The 18,932-nt window shown below is 44.7% G+C and carries 13 protein-coding genes; 10 read left to right on the top strand and 3 right to left on the bottom strand.

Features of this window, described 5'->3' with window-relative positions; translation table 11 throughout:
- Nucleotides 1-113: 113 nt before the first annotated feature.
- The 5 genes from C0J08_RS00325 (at nt 114) to C0J08_RS00305 (ending at nt 5,240) form a co-directional block, all read left to right on the top strand.
- Nucleotides 114-1,124 (top strand): ABC transporter permease subunit, encoded by a 1,011-nt coding sequence (locus tag C0J08_RS00325; protein ID WP_212654160.1) that lies wholly within the window; start codon nt 114-116, stop codon nt 1,122-1,124.
- A gap of 11 nt (nt 1,125-1,135) precedes the next feature.
- On the top strand, nt 1,136-2,050 hold the full coding sequence (dppC, locus tag C0J08_RS00320; protein ID WP_212654159.1) for a dipeptide ABC transporter permease DppC: 915 nt from the start codon (nt 1,136-1,138) through the stop codon (nt 2,048-2,050).
- 11 nt (nt 2,051-2,061) lie between these two features.
- Nucleotides 2,062-3,030, top strand: coding sequence for a dipeptide ABC transporter ATP-binding protein (gene dppD / locus C0J08_RS00315; protein WP_212654158.1), 969 nt, complete (start codon nt 2,062-2,064; stop codon nt 3,028-3,030).
- Entirely contained in the window at nt 3,027-4,055 is a 1,029-nt protein-coding gene (locus C0J08_RS00310; RefSeq protein ID WP_212654157.1) for a peptide ABC transporter ATP-binding protein, read from the top strand. The genes dppD and C0J08_RS00310 overlap by 4 nt, the downstream gene beginning before the upstream one ends.
- A gap of 399 nt (nt 4,056-4,454) precedes the next feature.
- Nucleotides 4,455-5,240, top strand: coding sequence for an IclR family transcriptional regulator (locus tag C0J08_RS00305; RefSeq protein ID WP_212654156.1), 786 nt, complete (start codon nt 4,455-4,457; stop codon nt 5,238-5,240).
- A 55-nt stretch (nt 5,241-5,295) separates the two neighbouring features.
- Here C0J08_RS00305 and C0J08_RS00300 read toward each other — a convergent pair whose 3' ends face one another.
- From C0J08_RS00300 to C0J08_RS00290, 3 genes are read right to left on the bottom strand one after another with little or no spacing between them, the layout of a single operon-like run.
- Entirely contained in the window at nt 5,296-6,606 is a 1,311-nt protein-coding gene (locus C0J08_RS00300) for a TRAP transporter large permease (RefSeq protein ID WP_212654155.1), read from the bottom strand.
- Nucleotides 6,599-7,090, bottom strand: coding sequence for a TRAP transporter small permease (locus tag C0J08_RS00295; protein WP_212654154.1), 492 nt, complete (start codon nt 7,088-7,090; stop codon nt 6,599-6,601). Before C0J08_RS00295 ends, C0J08_RS00300 begins: the two co-directional genes overlap by 8 nt.
- A 54-nt stretch (nt 7,091-7,144) precedes the next feature.
- Nucleotides 7,145-8,155: a TRAP transporter substrate-binding protein gene (locus C0J08_RS00290; RefSeq protein WP_212654153.1), complete on the bottom strand. Its 1,011-nt coding sequence runs from the start codon at nt 8,153-8,155 to the stop codon at nt 7,145-7,147.
- Nucleotides 8,156-8,557: 402 nt separating this feature from the next.
- Between C0J08_RS00290 and hmgA the strand changes: the two genes are divergently transcribed.
- The 5 genes from hmgA to pbpC all read left to right on the top strand — a co-directional run bounded on the left by hmgA (nt 8,558) and on the right by pbpC (nt 18,917).
- Nucleotides 8,558-9,859 carry a homogentisate 1,2-dioxygenase gene (gene hmgA / locus C0J08_RS00285; protein ID WP_249344445.1) on the top strand — a complete coding sequence of 434 codons (1,302 nt, stop codon included), beginning with the start codon at nt 8,558-8,560 and terminating at the stop codon, nt 9,857-9,859.
- 41 nt (nt 9,860-9,900) lie between these two features.
- Nucleotides 9,901-10,914 (top strand): fumarylacetoacetate hydrolase family protein, encoded by a 1,014-nt coding sequence (locus C0J08_RS00280; RefSeq protein WP_212654151.1) that lies wholly within the window; start codon nt 9,901-9,903, stop codon nt 10,912-10,914.
- Nucleotides 10,907-11,545, top strand: coding sequence for a maleylacetoacetate isomerase (gene maiA, locus C0J08_RS00275; protein WP_212654150.1), 639 nt, complete (start codon nt 10,907-10,909; stop codon nt 11,543-11,545). The genes C0J08_RS00280 and maiA overlap by 8 nt, the downstream gene beginning before the upstream one ends.
- Nucleotides 11,546-11,718: 173 nt before the next feature.
- Nucleotides 11,719-16,629, top strand: coding sequence for an alpha-2-macroglobulin family protein (locus tag C0J08_RS00270; protein WP_212654149.1), 4,911 nt, complete (start codon nt 11,719-11,721; stop codon nt 16,627-16,629).
- The gene (gene pbpC / locus C0J08_RS00265; protein WP_212654148.1) at nt 16,629-18,917 is read left to right on the top strand and encodes a penicillin-binding protein 1C; all 2,289 of its coding nucleotides are present in this window, start codon (nt 16,629-16,631) and stop codon (nt 18,915-18,917) included. Before C0J08_RS00270 ends, pbpC begins: the two co-directional genes overlap by 1 nt.
- Nucleotides 18,918-18,932: the final 15 nt, after the last annotated feature.

The raw sequence follows: 18,932 nt of genomic DNA, 5'->3' as shown, positions 1-18,932 counted from the left end.
GCACAGTAGTCGTGCGAAGGACTCAAAGCACTTACTCGCTGGGACGTGAGTAAGTGCTTTGCTGACCGAGCTCAACGCTCGATCATCTAATATCTCAAGAGAGCTCGTCCTTTATGTTCCAATTTATCTTTCGTCGTTTAAGCCTTGTCATTCCGACCTTTATCGGGATTACCTTGCTGACTTTTACCCTTATTCGCTTAATTCCTGGTGACCCAATCGAAGTCATGGCCGGTGAGCGTGGCGTGAGCGCAGAACGCCATGCCGAGTTGAGCGCCCAGCTGGGGTTTGACAAGCCGCTATACGTTCAATATTTCCACTATGTCACTGGCGTATTGCAAGGTGACTTAGGCAACTCCCTCATTACCAGAGAACCGGTAATGAAAGAATTTCTAACTCTGTTTCCAGCCACAATTGAATTGGCCGTTTGTGCCGCCATTTTCGCCATTCTTGTTGGCTTACCAGCTGGAATTTTTGCCGCAGTAAAACGCGGCACCGTGATAGACCATTCGGTGATGACTTTTTCCCTGACTGGGTATTCCATGCCTATATTCTGGTGGGCATTGTTATTGATGTTGGTGTTTTCCGTTAATTTGGGGTGGACGCCCGTGTCCGGCCGGATCGACGTGGTGTATTGGATCGACGACGTCACCGGCTTCATGTTAATTGATTCATTATTATCAGGTGAAGAAGGCGCGTTTTCTTCTGCCGTTTCGCATCTGATCTTGCCCAGTATTGTTCTCGGCACCATTCCTATGGCGGTTATCGCCCGTATGACACGTTCTTCCATGTTGGAAGTCTTAAGCGAAGATTACATTCGTACCGCTCGCGCCAAAGGCATTGCTCCTTGGCGAGTCATCGTGATTCACGCACTGCGTAACGCCTTGATTCCCGTAATTACCGTTATCGGTCTGCAAGTGGGTATTTTGTTATCCGGTGCGATTTTGACGGAAACCGTGTTTGCTTGGCCAGGCATTGGTAAATGGTTGATCGAGTCCATTGGACGCCGAGATTACCCTGTTGTTCAAGGCGGTATTCTGATTGTCGCTTGTATCATCATTGTCGTGAATCTTTTGGTAGATATCACTTACGGCATTGTTAACCCACGAATTCGACACAGCCGATAAGGAGGCGTTTTATGACAACATCTACAGAAACGTCCACGACAGACATTAAATTGACCGCACCAGTACCAATGACGCCACTGCAAGAGTTTTGGTATTATTTCAGCAGCAACAAAGGTGCGGTAGCTGGCTTGGTGGTCATTGCCATTATTTGCTTCATGGCGGTGTTTGCTAATTTTGTGGCACCACATTCACCGTCTGACCAGTACCGTGATGCACTGTTATTGCCACCAGCTTGGTTAGAAGGCGGTAACTGGTCTTTTGTTTTAGGCACTGATGATGTGGGCCGAGATATTTTTTCTCGCTTGATTTATGGCTCGCGCCTTTCGATTGCCGTTGGCATTGTGGCGGTTACCGCCTCTTTGGTGATGGGTATTTTGCTCGGTCTGATTGCCGGTTATTTCAAAGGCATCATCGACACCGCCATCATGCGTATCGTCGATATCATGTTGGCGATGCCAAGCTTGTTATTGGCTATTGCCATCGTTGCCATCTTAGGGCCAAGCATTGTGAATGCGGCGTTGGCGATTTCCATTGTCTCACTTCCGCATTATGTACGTTTAACTCGTGCGGCCACCATGGCAGAAATGTCTCGGGACTATGTCACCTCTTCCCGTGTGATTGGTGCAAGTCCATTACGTTTGATGTTTATCTGCATCTTACCTAACTGTTTAGCGCCTTTGATCGTGCAAGCGACACTTGGTTTCTCGTCCGCCATTCTGGATATGGCCGCGCTTGGCTTCCTTGGTCTTGGTGCACAACCCCCCACCCCTGAATGGGGTTCTATGTTGGCCGATGCCTTGCAGTTTGTTCAGCGTGCTTGGTGGGTCGTTACTTTCCCCGGTTTGATGATTTTGATCACAGTACTGGCGTTTAACCTCATGGGTGATGGCTTACGTGATGCCCTTGATCCCAAGTTGAAACAGTAAGAGAGGTTGTTATGTCACTGTTACAATTGGAAAATTTAAGCGTTACCTTCGGCAATTTTCGCGCCGTAGATAACATCAGTTACAAGGTCGAAGAAGGGGAAGTTCTCGGCATCGTTGGGGAATCTGGCTCAGGTAAGAGTGTAAGTTCATTGTCCATCATGGGCTTGATCGATTTCCCTGGCAAAGTCAGCGCCGAGCAACTGACCTTTGATGGTCAAGATTTGCTGTCCATGCCTGAAAAGCAACGTCGTAAGCTAACAGGCTCTGACATCGCGATGATCTTCCAAGATCCGATGACCAGTCTTAACCCATGCTTCACCGTGGGTTATCAGATCATGGAAGCACTAAAAACACACCAAGGCGGCAGCAAGAAAGAACTAAAAACACGCGCCATCGAGCTATTAACGCAAGTCGGCATTCCTGCCCCCGAATCGCGTTTGGACAATTACCCTCATCAGCTGTCAGGCGGCATGAGCCAGCGTGTGATGATTGCCATGTCCATTGCCTGTGATCCACGCTTATTGATCGCAGATGAGCCGACAACCGCCTTAGATGTGACCATTCAGGCACAGATCATTGATCTATTGATCGAATTACAACGCAAGAAGCAAATGGGCTTGGTGTTGATTACTCACGATTTAGCCCTTGTGGCGGAAGTCGCCCATCGTGTCATCGTGATGTATGCGGGTCAGATTGTCGAATCAGGTCCAGCATCGGAAGTATTCAGCACGCCTAAGCATCCATACACTCAAGCCTTGCTGGCGTCTTTGCCAGAATCGGCTTCTGGCAAAGCGCGTCTTGAAGCCTTGCCTGGCGTCGTTCCGGGTCAATATGATCGCCCAGCGGGCTGTTTGCTTAGCCCACGCTGTCCTTATGCCACCGACCATTGTCGTAAAGTGGAACCGGCAAACCAAGGTGATCTTGATCGCCAAGTAAAATGTCATACGCCATTGGACCGCGAAGGGAGACCAGCCGCATGAACCAATCCGATAGCCAGTTAATTTTGAAAGCTGAAGGTTTAAAACAGCATTATCACGTCAAGCAAGGTTTGTTTAAACCGGACGCCGTCGTAAAAGCCGTTGATGGTATTAGCTTCGATCTTGAAAAAGGTAAGACCCTTGCTGTCGTTGGTGAGTCTGGTTGTGGTAAGTCGACGCTTGGTCGCATGCTGACCATGATTGAAACCCCAACAGGCGGAAGCTTGTCTCATCGCGGTGAAGACTTACTAACCTTAACAGCTGATGCTCAAGCAAAGCTACGTCAGAAGATCCAGATTATCTTCCAAAACCCGTACGGATCTTTAAATCCACGTAAGAAGATTGGTGCGATATTGGAAGAACCATTGGTGATCAACACCAAGATCTCCAAGGCAGAACGCAAAGAAAAAGCCCTCGCTATCATGGCAAAAGTCGGCTTGAAAGCCGAACATTACGACCGTTATCCACACATGTTTTCCGGTGGCCAACGTCAGCGTATCGCCATCGCTCGTGGCTTGATGCTTGATCCAAATGTCATCGTAGCGGATGAACCTGTGTCTGCGTTAGACGTGTCGGTTCAGGCGCAAGTATTGAACTTGATGATGGATTTACAACAAGAATTTGGCTTGAGCTATGTTTTCATCTCTCATGACTTGTCTGTGGTAGAGCACATCGCTGACGACGTCATGGTGATGTACTTAGGTAAAGTAGTGGAACAAGGAACTCGCGAGCAACTGTTCGAGAACCCTAAACACCCTTACACCTTGGCTCTATTGTCGAGTACGCCGCAGCTGTCACCAGACAAGCGCCGTAAGCGCATTAAGCTACAAGGCGAACTGCCTTCACCGCTCAATCCGCCATCTGGTTGTGCTTTCCACGGACGTTGCAGCTATGCCAACGAGCGCTGCAAAACCGAAACACCATTACTGCGATTAGACGATCAAGCGGAGCAAGAAAAAGGCCACATGATCGCTTGTCACGCGGTTGAGGAAAAACGTATTGAAACCATTGAGGTGGGAGCCGCATAAACGGTTTTAAAAAAACGCCTTTAAATCATTAAGTACATTATCGACGGAATGCAATTTAATCCCGTCGATAATGTACTTAATGCTTATCTTTTTAAAAATCCTATTTACACAAAAAAGTAGCACTTTTCCGCTGCGATTCTCCATGACTTGAATCGATAACTCTTGAATAACATATGAATATTACTTTCATTCAAACAATAAATTCATACTTTAAAGAGTAATATCCCAAGATTTAAACCATACCCTAACGTTCTCTTTTTCCATGCAAAATAACGATAATTCTTTTTAAACTTTCATCTCAAATAGTATTATACCGTTTCAAAACGATGTTATTGAGCGAGCTTGCTGGGTATCCAGTAGACGCCTTATGAATTAGCCTAAAGTGAGTAATAATTAACAATGGAAAATACTAAAGTCGTTGAAACTTCGGACTCTGTTACAGATGTTCGAAAAGGAGTTCAGTCAGTCGATAGAGCGTTTGATATTCTCCAAGTATTTCAGCACTCTGAACGCCCATTAAGCGTTAAAGACATTGCTCATGTGACAGGTATGGCTTCGCCTCAGGTACACCACTATTTGGTATCACTCACTCGAAGCGGAGTGATTCAACAAAGGTCTGGAGGCAATTACGAACTGGGCGAATTTGCACTGCATCTAGGCTTATGTGCACTTCGTCGTTTAGAGCCCGTCGAATTGGCCGTAGAAGCAGGTCGAGAGTTTCGAGATAACACTGGCGAGTCCACATTCATTTCACTATGGGGCTCTCATGGAGCAACAATCATCAGATATTTTGACGGCTTCAATCCTGTTTCGGTTGAAGTACGAACCGGTTTCACGATGCCTCTCATCGAATCCGCAACAGGACATGTCTTTTTGACATGGCTCGATGACAAATTAACAAAAGATCTGATCACTCCAAACAGCGACTTTGACCTTGAAGAAGTTAAATTAGCGACGAAGCAAGCGGGACTAGGTCATGTGCATGGGGATTTGTTACCACGTATTTCAGCCTTAAGCGCCCCCGTCTTTGACCGCGATGGACAACTCGCATTTTCAATTACAACCTTAGGCTGGATTGACACCTTCGATGACTCACTAGATGGCTCTTTAGCCAACAAATTACGCGACACGAGCAAGAAACTATCCAACGCTTTAGGTTTCCAAGAACAACGTCCTAGTTCATAAATTGACAGAATGGCACTTAAGATTGGAGACAGCTTTAAGTGCCATTATTCGTCTATTAGTGAACATCCATTGTCAAATACAGCGTTAAAATTGGAAACGCAAACAACACGGCTATGCGCACAATATCAGCCACTATAAAAGGCGTAACCCCCTTCCAAATAACCCTAATATTAATGTCTTTAGTTAGGCCCTTAATAATAAATAGATTCATTCCAACTGGTGGTGTTATTAGTCCAATTTCCGTCGCGCATACTAATAAGATACCAAACCAAACTGGATCAATCCCCAAAGACTGAATTAATGGAAAGACAATCGGAATAGTAACAAAAATGACCGATAAGCCATCCATCACACAGCCAAGAATAAGGTACATCAACATCAATAAGATCAGTACCAGCATGGATGAAAGCCCCATGTCAGCAACAAAGCCAACAATGAGGTTGGGCAGATGCGTTCTCTCAATAAAAGCATTAAAAGCAGCCGTACCAACGATAATAAGAAAAATCATTGCTGTTGTTTTTGCCGCTTCCTCTAGCGCACTAGGGAGAAAAGACAAAGACCGATGGCGTATAATGGCAGCGAATAGACCACCAAATGCCCCAACTGAAGCTGCTTCAATTGTCGAAAACCATCCCGTATAAATCCCGCCAAGCACGGCACCAAACAACAAAATAACTTGCCAAACGGCTCCCAATTGACGCATTCGAACGGCTATTGGAGCTTTTGCTTCAATAGGTGCAGATTTAGGATTACGCCATACGGTATAACGAACAGCGCCAAGATATAACAGCATGCCAATAAACCCAGGAATCAATCCGGCAATAAATAGCTTACCGATCGAAGTGCCAGTTAAAATGCCGTAAATCAATAAGATAATTGAAGGCGGAATGAGAATCCCAAGCGTTCCACCGGCAGCAATTGCTCCCGAGGCCAAACCATCGTCATAACCTCTCGCACGCATTTGTGGCATGGCAACACGTGTCATCGTTGCAGCCGTCGCCAATGATGAACCGCAAATAGCCCCAAACATGGCACAAGCCCCAATAGTCGCCTGGGCCATTCCACCACGCCAATGCCCAACTAAAGCATACATGCCGTCATACAGTTTTTTGGACAAGTCGGCGTAGGTTACAAATACCCCCATTAAGATAAAAAGAGGGATGACCGAAAAACTATACGGAAATACACTGTCAAATGCTGACGCAGCAAAAGTCAAACCAACAGGTTTTAGACCGGTCAGTAAAATACCGCCGATCAAACCAACCGTCGACATTGCTATGGCAATAGGAACACGAAGAAAAACAAGCAAAAGAAGACAGGCAAAGCCAACACCTCCCCATGCTTCAATAGCGACTGTCTCAAACATCAGAAGGCCCACCTTTAATACATCTAAAAAAACTAAGCCCCAGTTGTAAAACGCACACTAACCAACTCAGCGCCATGCCTCCCAACAATAAAGCCCAATAATAGATCATCGGAATGGAGACATTTTGCGAAACATCACCATAACGTTGCACTCGGGAAGCTTGAATCCAGCCATACCATAAAAGGATACTGATAACGAAAATACTCAGCAGCAATGCAAACATCTTCAAAATAAGATCTGCTCGGCGAGATAATCGATCATCATATAGCTCAACCGCAACATGAGCTCCCTGCAAAAAGGCTCTAGGCATAGCAAGATAGGCGAAACCAATGACAGCTAATTGAGTCACATCCACTAGGCCAAAATATCCGGTATTAAAAAATTTTCGAGCAATAACATCTATTACCGTTAATAAAATAACACCTATTATCAAAATCCCACCAAACCAGATAGGAAGCCGGGTCAAAATATTCAATAACTTCATAAACTTACCTCTTAAAAGCTATATGGGCTCTTATCGAGCCCATATAATCGCTTTTTACTCACCAGCACTTAACCGACGAGCCTCTGCAATAAGTTCTTTTCCATTAGGGCACTGCTGGCTTAAATCTGATTCAAGCTGTTTTACTGTAGCCGCCGTGGCATCAATCCAAACTTTACGTAAAGCAGCATCAGGTTTAATCACTTCACCGCCGGCCTGAGTAATCTGAGCAGGTCCGCCCTTGCCCCATTTCGCCCACCAAGCAGGAAACTTCGCTACAAGCTTGTCTCCAGAGATAGAGTCAATGGTTTTTTGCACGCTTTTCGGCAAACTATCAAATTTGTCTTTATTCATAACGAAATAAAAAGGCGTGGTATAAGCACCTATTTCAATCGCATTGGTCGCCACTTCAGTTATCCGAAACTCTCTTAAACCCGCCCAAGGTAAAACCACACCATCCAAGGACCCGGTTTGCATGCTTTCGTACACTTGTCCTGGCGGCATACCAACGGGAATACCACCAAGATCTTTAATCATGGCGGCAACATAAGGAGAAGGTACACGGATACGCAGACCTTTTATGTCTTCCGGTTTTTCAACTCTTTTACCACCCGTTGTGGCTAGCACACCTGGATCATGAGTCATTAAAGCTAATACTTTTACATCTTCATATTCTGACTTCAGTGATTCTTTATAAAGTTTCCAAAAGATCGTATTTGCTTGTTCGCCACTGTCTGTCAGGAATGGTAACTCCATAACTTGTGAACAAGGGAAACGTCCTCGAGGGATGCCCTGCAAGCCAAAAGAGATGTCAACAACACCATCCAATACTTGATCCCATTGCTTATTAATACTACCAAGCGCCGAACCTCCAGACTGAATATCGACTTTTACCTTGCCTTCTGTTTTCGCTTCCAGTTCACGCGCCCAAGGCTCTAAAAAGTCAGTATGTAACCCCTGCACCGGAGGTAAATAGTGGGACATTGTTAAGTTGATATCTGCAGCCTGAACAGGCTGGATCATAGTAAAAGCTAATGTTGTAGCACATAGAAAAGATTGGAATTTCACTGCAAAACCCTCTTTGATTTATTATTGGTAAATGCGTTTATTTTATGTATAGTATTAATTAAAGCTTGCCTCGTTGGCAACAAAAAGATGATTTAGATCAAAAAAAACATCTCTTTTTACACGATTTACCGACTTGGTTTTGACTAAATTTGTTGGCTATGATCTGCCAATTTTTAGCTCAAGATGATGAAAAGAAGTCACTCAAGGCCTATCAAAAGCACAGCCTTGAGAAAGGAAATAGGTATAAAGCGGGTTGACTGGTCTGGATCCATCAACAACAAAAATAAACATTTATTAAGCGTTTAAACGATCTTCCATGAAGGATGAGCCATACGAGTCTTTGATGACTTCTTTAAAGCCATCTCTTTTAGTGAATCGTTCAATATGACAGAGACACATACTATGAAATATATGCCCGGATTTGGTAATGATTTCGAAACGGAAGCACTTCCTAATGCTTTACCGCAAGGAATGAACAGCCCACAGAAATGTGAATATGGACTATATGCAGAGCAGTTATCAGGCACCGCGTTTACAGCACCACGAGGACAAAATGAACGTACATGGTGCTATAGAATACGGCCATCCGTAAAACACACAGCGAAATTCAAGAAGGTTGAAATGGCCTATTGGAAATCGGCTCCTTGCATCGATGAAAATATTATTAGTCTTGGGCAATATCGATGGGACCCTATCCCTTATTCTGAACAGGAAACCAACTTTATTTCCGGCATGAAAACGATCACAACCGCAGGGGATGTTAATACTCAGGTTGGGATGGCGACTCATATATACATCGCCACCAAAAGCATGGAGGACGAATACTTCTATTCAGCCGACAGTGAGCTTCTTGTCATTCCTCAAGAGGGCCGTTTACGTTTTGCCACTGAGCTTGGAATAATAGACATAGAACCTAAAGAGTTTGCCATTTTACCTCGCGGGCTGGTTTACCGAGTAGACGTTCTTGATGGTCCCGCTCGAGGTTTTGTTTGTGAAAACTATGGACAGAAATTTGATTTACCTAATCGTGGTCCAATTGGGGCAAATTGTTTAGCGAACCCACGCGATTTTAAAACCCCAGTAGCGGCTTTTGAAGATAAAGAAGTTGTCTCTAAAGTAACGGTAAAATGGTGTGGTCAGTTTCATGAAACCACGATTAACCACTCTCCTCTAGATGTTGTGGCATGGCATGGTAACTATGCTCCATGTAAATACGACCTAAGAGCGTTCAGTCCAGTTGGCGCTATTCTGTTTGATCATCCTGATCCATCTATATTCACCGTGCTTACTGCACCATCAGGAGTAGAAGGCACTGCCAATATAGATTTCGTACTATTTCGTGAACGCTGGATGGTTGCCGAAAATACATTCCGACCACCTTGGTACCACAAGAATATTATGTCTGAGCTTATGGGCAATATTTACGGCATCTATGACGCGAAGCCAGATGGTTTTGTCCCTGGAGGCATCAGCCTTCACAACATGATGCTTCCTCACGGACCGGACGCACCGGCTTTTGAAAGTGCTTCAAATGACAAATTAACAGCGGAGAAGCTAGATAACACCATGTCCTTTATGTTTGAAACGCGGTTCCCTCAACATTTAACCCCTTTCTCAGCACTAGAAGCTCCCTTGCAGGATAACTATCAAAGCTGCTGGGATGCTATTGAGAAAAAATTCGATGGCACTCCAGGAACAAAATAATAAATAGGCCTTTTACAAAAGCCAAAGAGGATTCTACTAATATGAAATTAGCTACATTAAAAAACGGCACTCGCGATGGCGCTCTCGTTGTTGTCTCTACAGATCTAACAGTTTGCACCAATGTGGCGAACATCGCTCCAACACTACAATACGCATTAGATAATTGGCAAAGCCTTGCTCCCAAGCTCGAAAGTATTGCTCAACAACTGAATGCTGGAACTAGCCAAGACGCTACCGCATTTATTGAGGCCGACGCAATGTCCCCTTTACCACGAGCTTATCAATGGGCTGATGGATCAGCTTATGTCAATCACGTAGAACTTGTGCGCAAAGCACGAAATGCAGAAATGCCAGCGAGCTTTTGGACAGATCCTTTAATGTACCAAGGTGGCTCAGATGCGTTTTTATCTCCTCGTGACCCAATCTACGTGGCTGATGAAGCTTACGGGATAGATATGGAAGGTGAAGTTGCCGTCATTGTTGACGATGTTGCAATGGGAGCCTCACCAGAAGAAGCTTCTAAGGCGATTCGCCTTATTATGCTAGTAAACGACGTCTCATTACGCGGCTTGATTCCTCAGGAGTTGGGTAAAGGCTTCGGCTTTTTCCAATCAAAACCCTCTTCAACTTTCTCTCCCGTCGCCGTGACACCAGACGAGCTTGGCGATGCCTGGAAAGACGGCAAAGTACACCTACCGTTATGCATCGACTATAACAATGAGGCATTCGGGCGCGCTAATGCAGGGATTGATATGACATTTGATTTTGGCACCTTAGTCTCTCATGCTGCGAAAACTCGACCTTTAGGAGCCGGCGCTATCATTGGTTCAGGTACAGTCTCAAACAAGCTCAACGATGGCCCTGGCACCCCCATTAAAGACGGTGGTGTTGGATATTCCTGTATAGCTGAAATCCGTATGATCGAAACCATTCACTCCGGCCAACCACATACAAGCTTTATGAAATTTGGCGATACTGTGCGGATTGAAATGAAAGACCAAAACAATCAGTCTATCTTTGGTGCCATTGAACAAGTTGTAAAGAAATATGAGTGACATCATTCTCTATGATTATTGGCGTTCGTCCTCAAGTTATCGATTAAGAGTCGCACTTAACCTATTGGCATTGGACTATAAAACGGTTCCGGTGAACCTACTGGATCAAGAACAAAAGTCTGTTGAGCATCTAACTCGAAACCCCCAGGGATTCGTCCCTGTACTCGAAATAGATGGTCAGCTATTTACCCAATCGTTAGCCATATTAGATTATTTGCAAGTCACTCGAGGCCTGTTCCTTTATCCAGACGAGCCAATAGAACGGGCTAAAATAACCGCTCTTGCGCATGTTCTTGCTGTGGATGTACATCCTATTTGTAACTTGGGTGTTCTGACTCAGTTAACGAACATTGTTCCAGGTAGAGAAAATGTACGAGAAGACTGGATGAGACATTTTATTTCCAAAGGTCTACAGGCCTTTGAAGCTCTCTTAGTCGGTATAGAGCCCGCTCCCTTCATTGGAGGCAGCAACCCAGGGCTGGCTGAAATCTGTCTTATACCACAACTTTATAATGCAGACAGATGGAATGTCGATTATTCCAACTGCCATAAAATAGTTGCTATTTCAGACGCCTGTAAAGCTCTAGATGCATTTGCCAAAGCCTCGCCAGACAATGTTCATATAGGTTAACGAAAGTACTTAATAAGCAGAATCTACAAGGATGTAGATAGTATGCGCCCATCCCAACCCCACCTAAAGCTGTTTCGGTTTTAGGTGGGGTTGGGATCGGGCTGAATAAATTGAAACAGGTAAGTTCTTCTTATAGTATCCAGCCACATATCAACGCAAAAGGAATGCTTGTCATGCGGTCAGTTCTATCAGGTCTCCACCTTATTTGGATCAGTTTGTTGCTGCTGTCTAGTTCACTTTATGCGGCAGACTTCTATATTTCCGATATCAGTGAGACAACCCAGGACGATGCTCCGGCGTTAGTCATTCGTTTTACCGAAGCCATTGATCCACAAAGCTATTTAAACCAATTCATTGCGGTGACTCCAAACCCTACGACAGGCAATATATGGATACCCCAAAACAATGGCCGCCAGTGGGTATTACCCTTTGTTGAGCCCAGCACAGAATACACCATAAAAGTAGACGACAAACTGACCTCTATTCATGGAAAAACGCTCTCCGAAAAAGACAATGAAGGCAAAATCCATCACTTTAAACGCACCGTTAACACGCGAAAAATCACTCCCGGTGCCAATTTTTCAGGCAAAGGCAGCTTCTTAGTTGGCAACATTCAAAATGGTATTCCCGTCACCGTCATCAATCAAAAATCGGTGGACTTAGATGTTTTTCGAGTTCGCGATAATGCATTAGATCGCTTTCTTGACGAGACCTCTTTTCAAGGAATGAATGATTACTACAGTCTCAAACGCTTAAAGCAATATGCCGACTTAGTTCATTCCGCACGGTATGAAAATGATGCTAAAGCCAATCAACGTCAGACCTACAATCTTAATTTAGATCCTGTTTTAGAAAAAAATGCCCCTGGTATTTATGTCGCGATTATCCGCAAGCCTGGAGACTATGACTACGCCTATGACACGGCCATTTTCAGCATCACAGATATAGGTCTACAGGTCAGAAAGTACAAAGACTCTTTAGTGGTTTACAGTCACTCCATTACGACAGCGAAACCAATGGCCAACATCAATCTACGATTTTTATGGCCAAAGACAGATAAGCAAGCCGCTCACGAACAAATCGTCAACAGTGGACAAGATGGCAGTTATCAATTATCAAGCAATGACTTGCCACAATCCGTGGTGGCTCGCCATGGTGATAGCATTACCTTCCTCAAATTAGATCAAGACGAGCTGGACTTATCCGCCTATCCAAATGTCCCCAGCCTACACCGTGATTTGCAGATGTTTATGTATGGACCGCGCGACTTATATCGTCCGGGGGAAAGCGTATCAGTCAATTTATTGCTGCGTAATTACGACGGACAAAAAGTGGCCAATTTACCTCTACAAGCCAAGCTCTATGATGCCCGTGGCGAACGAAAAAAGCAGTTCACATGGCAGCCAGATGGCACCAGTCTTTATCAAACTCACTTGCCATTAGATGAAAACGCGCCAACAGGAAAATGGCGTCTGGAAGTCAGTATTAACAATGAATATGTCGATACTTATTGGTTTCAAGTTGAAGAATTCTTACCGGAAACGCTAGCGCTTTCCTTTTACAATAATCTTCCCAATCAAACTCACTATGTACCTAAAAGCGCTTTTACTGTGCCTATTAAAGGAGACTACCTTTATGGCGCACCCGCAGCAGGCAATGAAGCAGACGCTGTGGTTATGGTTTCACCATCAACCTCACCGTTTCCAAAACTAAAAAACTATTACTTTGGTAATGCCAAAGAAAAAATCCATGACCGTACCTTTAAAACCGCAGCAATCAAGTTGAATAACGATGGTAAAGGTCAGATTTCTATCCCAGATAAATGGTCTACTCTTTCTATCCCATTGCGCTACCTCATCAGTGCCAGCGTTTACGAAAGTGGTGGACGACCAATAACACGCAACCAAAGTGTCATCCAGCTGCCAAGCACCGAGAAATTAGTCGGTATCCAACCATTATTTAAAGGTCGACCTGCTTCTAATCAGACTCTGCAATTTAAGCTACTGAGTGTCGACCATGAAGGAAAACCGGTCGATGACAAACTCAATGTTCGATTGTCTCGCAACTACCGTGAATACTTCTGGGAATACAATGAATCCCGAGGTTGGTACTGGAATTATCAAAGTCATATTTATGGCGTTGCTAACGAAAGCCTTGATGTAAAAGGCAACGCAGTCAGTGTCGATTTTCCAGTGCAATGGGGAACATATATTCTAGAAGTCACGTCGCAAAGCGGTGCCAAAAGTACCTTTGAGTTTGATACCGAGTGGAGCTGGGATAAACAAACTAGCCACGACTTAAAACCTGACATGCTGCAAATGTCGTTGGATAAGGATCACTATTTACCTAGCGATAGAGCCACACTACGTTTAACCAGCCCTGTTGCCGGTGAAGGCATTATCAATGTGGAATCCACTAACGGAGTGCAATACAGCCTGCGTAAAAACATCAAGAAAGGTTCTAATGAAGTCAGTATCGATATTCAGCAAAATTGGAATCGACATGACCTGTATGTTACGGCCATGGTTTTAACCCCTGCGGACCAAGTTACAGAGGTAGCCCCAAAGCGAGCATTAGGCATCACGCATTTACCTATTATTCGCCCAAATGCCATCGCAGACGTTGAACTCATCACAGCAGAAAAAGTTCAACCAAACAAGCGGGTCAAAGCTCATATTAAAGTCAACAATGTTTCGCAACTCGGCGATCAACCACTGTATGCCACAGTCGCTCTCGTCGATAAAGGCGTGTTGAATATTACCCGCTATACACCGCCACAACCCGAGAAATACTTTTATGCTCCGCGTCGCTTTGAAGCCGCCTATTTCGATATCTATGGCAAGATTATTAATAATCTTGGTTATGAAATGATACGCCAAAAATTTGGTGGCGATGCCTTTAATGAATCCGATGCAGAACTGAGTCGAGGTGGTCAAAAACCAAAATCTGACGTGCAAATCGTTTCCTTCTTGAGCGAGCCTATTGCTCTCGTCAATGGGACGGCAGATGTCAGTTTTGACTTACCTAACTTCAATGGCAAATTGGAATGGATGGTTGTGGTCTATGGCGACCAGAGTTACGGCAGTGCGCACAATGAAATGGTTGTCGCTGACAAGCTGGTCTCACAAATCGCCATGCCTCGCTTTCTTGCCATGGGAGATAAGAGCCAAATCAATATTGACCTTCATAACCTTTCCAATACCAAGCAAACACTTGATGTTACTGTAAAAATCAATGGCGCTGTTATCAGCGAAGGCGTGCAGCAAAGTCTCGAACTGGCCGATAAAGAAAAGATCGTACTAACAATACCGATAACAGGTTCAGATAATGAAGGCCAAGGCGTCATCACATTGAATGCCAATAATGGTGACGACATAAATATTACACGAACATGGCAACTTGGTGTGCGTAGCCCTTATCCATGGACAACCCATCAATTAGGAGCGACGCTTGCGCCAGGCGAACAATGGAAACCTAATTTAAACCTAAGTACCGTTGCTCTTAATGCATTAAGAGAAAACAGTGTTCAAGCCATGCTGACCGTTTCTAATCGCCCAGCGATCGACTTTAGAAGCCAATTTGAAAACTTATTGCAGTATCCTTATGGATGTTTAGAGCAAACCACCAGCTCGACTTATCCTTGGCTTCTACTAAATGAAAACATGGTCGCTCAGCTCGATTTGAAAGACAGTATTGAGCAAACATTCAAGCAACCTTTTTCGGAAGCCTTCCGCCAAAAACAAATTCAGAATGGCATAGAAAAACTGAAAGCGAAACAATTGAGCAATGGCGGTTTTGGTTACTGGAATTCGAGCAGCTGGGAGTCTCGTTGGGGAACGGTTTATGCTACGGAGTTTCTAGTTGATGCTCGTAAACAAGGCATTGTCATTGATGAGGATATGCTAAACCGTGCGATCAAACGATTAACCTTTTTTGTTAATAATACTTCCTCCAGTGATTTGTGGAGCGAAAGCTCAGCTTATACTCAATTATCTTATCGTGCTTATGCCGCTTTTGTATTAGCCAAAGCAAATGCCATTAGCTTAAGCTACGTACGCCGTTTATTTGACCAATCCTCTAATAAGGCGGATGACACAATAGCCCTCAGCAAATTGACCACAACCGAGATAAACGAGTCTGGGCTGGCTTGGATGCATCTGGCCGGCGCTTTTAGTCAACTAAACGATACAAACAGAGCCCAACAAGCACGCCAGCTGGCATTAACATTCCAACGTAAATCCGATGCTTATTACCAAGATTATGGCTCCGTTTTACGTGATCAAGCACTGAGTCTTGCGGTTGCTTTAGAACTCGGGCTGAATGACGGTAAGCTAGCCGACAAAATGATTGAAAGCCTGCATAACAAGCGTTGGTTTAGTACGCAAGAACGCATTGCACTGTTAAAAGTTGCGTACCAATACGCCAATAAAAGCAGTGAATGGCATGCAAGTATCCAATTACCCTCAGGTGAACAGTCGCTTATTAAACAACAAGCGTTCCACTCGGTCTTTAACGCTAAACAATTGCGCAAGCTAGAAAGCATCACTGCAGCGGACCAAAAGTTGTATGTCAGTTTACAATATCAGGGGGCACCGAAAAGCACGCCACAACCTTATAGCAAAGGGTTACGTATTAGTCGCCAGTACTACGATCTAGCAGGCCAACCAACAACACCCGCACAATTAACCAGTGGCGATTTGATTATTGTGGAATTGAGTGTGGCTACGATAAACGATCTACGAATCCCCGAGGCTTTAGTAGTTGATCTTTTACCTGCTGGTTTGGAATTAGAAAACCAAAATCTCAGCAACAGCCGCGTCGATCTAGACAAGATTGTGATTGACGATAAGCCACTTAGTAGTTACTTCCGTAATATTAATCTCCCTTTCCAAGAATATCGCGATGATCGTTTTGTGGCGTCCGTGCAGCTTCCGGCTCGGTCCGTGAAGAAACTTTACTATCTAGCTCGTGCGGTTACTCCTGGTACATATCAAGTGGCACCACCGTTTGTAGAAGATATGTATCGCCCCAATTATCGAGCAATTGGTACGTCGCTCAATACGATAGAAGTATTACCTCGTTAATGACAAGGCGACTTGTTCGATGCCGATTATGGGCCAGTTTACCCATCATCGGCATACTGCTGTTTTTCTCTTTCTTACTATATGACTGGGCCGTACCTGTCGACTTAACATCCCGTTCGCTAAGCCAAACAGTCCTCGCGGAAGATGGTTCCATTTTGCGTAACTTTGCCGATGAGAATGGTATTTGGCGCTTTCCTGTGACATTGGATGATGTCTCCCCCAATTATCTAGACGCCTTGATTACTTACGAAGACCAATATTTCTACCAGCACCCTGGTGTTAATGTATTTGCTCTCCTTCGTGCCACTTGGCAATGGATTAGCACAGGCCAAGTTGTCTCTGGCGGCTCAACGCTAACGATGCAAGTCGCTCGCATCCGTTACCCAGAACCCAGAACCGTATGGGGAAAACTCAAGGAAATCGTTCGCGCTTTGCAGTTAGAATGGCATTTTAGTAAAGCGGATATCCTCACTTATTACCTAAACCACGCACCTTTTGGAGGGACTTATGAAGGCATTCAAGCGGCTTCCTTAGGCTACTTTGGTCATACAGTAAAACAACTGACAGATGCACAAGCAGCACTCTTAGCCGTCTTACCGCAAGCCCCCAGCTATTATCGGCCTGACAGACATCGCGAGCGCGCCCAGCAAGCCCGAGATAAACTCATGCGCCGCTTGGTAACACATCAACACTGGTCTGATGAACGCCTAAATGATGCCTTAATTGAAGACATCCCCCTGACAACAAAGTCAGACTTCCAATCAGCACCTCTACTCGCGCGCAGATTAGTAACGCTTAACCAAGCCCCGCGAATCAAAACCTTTATTCATTCCCAATGGCAAAGTCAGGTCAGTGATCTACTCAAAAATTATGTCCATGGTATTGGCCAAAAAGTCTCAGCCGCCGCTTTGGTTGTTGAAAATAAGACAGGAAAAGTAAAAGTTTACGCCGGATCAGCGGATTTTAACGACAACAGCCGTTTCGCTTATGTAGACATGGTTCAAGCCATTCGCTCACCGGGCTCTACGCTCAAACCCTTTATCTATGGAATGGCATTAGATGAGGGTTTAATTCATAGCGAAAGTTTATTGATGGATGTACCACTAACATTTGGAGACTATCAGCCAGACAACTTCAATGGCAGTGTCAGTGGCCCTGTATCGGTCACCTACGCCCTACAGAAAAGCCTGAATATTCCAGCGGTGCAAGTACTGGAACAATTAAAGCCGATTTACTTTTTCTTAAAAATGAAAAAAGCAGGTATAGAATTAAAGCTCCCGACCGGGGCCAAACCTAATTTGGCAGTAGCGCTTGGTGGTGTCGGCTCAAGTTTAGAAGATCTTGTCTATGCTTACACCAGTCTTGGAAACAAAGGCCAAGCACAACCTCTGCGTTTTAGTACTGAAGACAAACAATCACAGCAACCGCTTTTAAGCGATGGCGCGGCTTGGATCATTCGCAAAATCTTATTAGATAATCCAGATTCAGTTTCTGGCTTAGCGGTGAAAACAGGTACTAGTTATGGATTCCGCGACGCATGGGCAATAGGAGTAAGCCAGCACTACACATTAGGAGTCTGGATTGGCAGACCTGACGGGATTCCCATACCAGGCCATTACGGGCAAGTCACTGCCGTGCCCTTGTTAAACAATATTTACCAACGGCTAAACGATCAACGACCTGAACCTTTGATGCCTGACAGCGTGTCTAACATGGAGATATGTTGGCCACAAGGAGACCGAGTTAAAACAAACTGTGAAGAAAGCCGCAACGCTTATATTGTCGATGGAACCGTTCCTAAAACTTGGTATAACACAGCGGCACGGCAAACCGCATTTAATCCATCAGAGTTCCAATTTTGGCAGGCAAATGACTCAAAACTCCGCGTCAATATAGCCTGTCAGGTTGAGGCAAAACGCCGTCAAGTAATTGTCTGGCCAGCGCCATTAGAGCACTGGCTATCAACTGAACAACGGCGAGCTTATCGGATTCCGAATTGGGACCCTAGATGCAAAACAACAGGCAATATAGTTCGCCAATCTACTGTGCGTATCCATGGACTAGCCAATCAGGATGCGTTCCAGCTACCGAAGCAACAAAACCGAGACATCACCATCTCTGCGGAAGGAGGCGAAGCGCCTTTTTATTGGTTTTTAAACAGCGTTTTATTATCGGATCAGCAAAAGAAAATTACGTTAAAAAATTTAAAATCTGGACACTACCAACTCACATTAATCGACCAAGCTGGCTCAAGTGACCAAGTCGAATTCTCGGTCAGGCTCTATTAGTCTTCATCGATAAGG

This window comes from Marinomonas sp. CT5, assembly GCF_018336975.1.
GTDB lineage: Bacteria > Pseudomonadota > Gammaproteobacteria > Pseudomonadales > Marinomonadaceae > Marinomonas.
This window is presented reverse-complemented; position numbering and strand designations above follow the sequence as displayed.